This window comes from Endozoicomonas sp. ALC013, from assembly GCF_049310205.1.
Taxonomy (GTDB): Bacteria; Pseudomonadota; Gammaproteobacteria; order Pseudomonadales; family Endozoicomonadaceae; genus Endozoicomonas.
Window position 1 is genome coordinate 1 of record NZ_JBLYNS010000343.1, and the last position, 1,910, is coordinate 1,910.

Here is a 1,910-nt window from a genome sequence, read left to right on the forward strand (position 1 = left end):
ACAGGGCAACTGTTAATCAAAAGTAAGGCATCCACACCATCATCGGTAACGGTGGACTTTATCATTGCCCCCGGGCGAACCTATTTTACCCCACTGAGACCGGGCGAGTGTCTGACATTACAAGAGGGATTGTGCAGTCAACGGCTTGTAGAAGTCCTGGAAGAAAAGATTTTTTACTCCGAAACGAACAGCTGCAAAGCCTATGAAGAGCTGCGTGATATCAATGGGGCCCTGGATATCCCGCAACGACTCAGGGCGTTGATGGACTGGCTGGATACATTTTCCGACAGCAAAAATGTGACCGGACAAGATGACCAGCTGTTGCTGAATATGCTCAGGGAGAAACAAGGGGTTTGCCGACACAAGGCGGCGATCTTCCAAATGCTCTGTCACTATTGGGGAATTCCTGCCCGGCAAGTAGTGAATGTTTCGCACCGTTTTGTTGAGATCAGCCCCGATGGCGGCCAAACCTGGCGACAATACCAACTCGGTGGTGGCGGACGGGTTACAGCAGATATCACAGAACCCGACTGGGGGGAGTATGGTCAACCAGGTGGTTCTGACCTGAAGCCACCCGCTACAAGAGGGTATGCCTTTTCCAACCGATTTATCAATTCAACGGAAAGAGGCTCTGTGTTACGGCACAAAATTGAGAAGTCTCTTGAACGTCTTGAAGATTTATTACTGTCGTGCAATAAAAGATCAGTGCTGACTGATATTATGCACCAACTTAAAGATAACTATGCTGCATTCAACAGAGGACCTGAATACTCCAGAGTTTTGCCGAAGGATTGGGGGGTGCTATTATCGCCACAAATGTTTTGCCTGTTTGGTGACAAAATACAAGACTGGGAATGTATCATAGAGAAAAGTGCCTGGAATTTTTCAGCAGTCAGAAACCATTTAAGAACAACTATCAAAAATAAACTGAAACCATTATTTCGACTGATACATGCACAAGAGCCTGATGTGCACTATTTGAACTGGCTATGTGACCTTTACCGCTCGGTGCCTCAATTTCTGAAATATGAATTATTGACCATCCTACAGACGCTCTGTGGGTCCTGTGATTCCTGTCAGTTAAAAAGCCGGGTAAAAGGAATGCTTGAGTCTTATTCTCCAGGACCCAGAACGGATAGCCTTCTTGAATACGAAAATCCACGATTTTCACAGTACTGCATAAACCTTTTCAAAACGATGACCTTGAGCCACTCCCTTTTGGGGCGACTATCCCAGCCTTGCATCCATCAACAACTCCACCACCAGCCTGTGGGCAATAGCATTATCATCCCTGAAAAACTGATTTCCGGCGAGGCGGCTTTCCTGAACGTATCAAAATCTACAAGCTACAAACCTATTATTTTCGACTGTACTTCTTTGTCCAAAAATGCGATGAACGATAAGATTGCTGAAAAAATAAAATCCGGCTTAAAGCCAGTAATTAGCGAAATATGTGAAAGTGAAAAGGTTAGTGTTACCAACGGAGCAATAAGAAAAATATTCTTTATTTGGCTGGCAGCGCATCACAGGAATGATACCACTCCTCCAATTTGGGTGACTCAACAATATAATATCTATTCTGAGGCAAAGCGGCCTGGCTATGAGCCGTTGCTTACAGCTGCTAATCAGCAAGATGCCCCCATGACCGAATTAAAATTACCTCCAAAACGTTTAAAAGAGTATTTTAACCGGCCTTCCGCTGTCGTTCTTCAGGCGGATGATTTGCTTGTTCTTTTAGATGAGTTTCTTGCACAGATCGAAAATAGGTAGTGGCTCTTTCAGGATTCCAGACCAATGTTTCGTGAGCTATAGACAGTGTTCATAGTAGAGCAATCCAAAAGCCAAATAGAGCCTGAGTAGCCAAGTAATTGTCCTTAAATAATTCCGACATTTAGAACTCACTCTCCGTG

General features: G+C 44.6%; 1 protein-coding gene. It reads left to right on the forward strand.

Annotated features, from left to right (window positions below):
* The first annotated feature begins 51 nt into the window (after nucleotides 1-51).
* On the forward strand, nucleotides 52-1,770 hold the full coding sequence (locus tag ACO6V1_RS23715; protein WP_422469029.1) for a transglutaminase-like domain-containing protein: 1,719 nt from the start codon (nucleotides 52-54) through the stop codon (nucleotides 1,768-1,770).
* Nucleotides 1,771-1,910 lie beyond the last annotated feature (140 nt).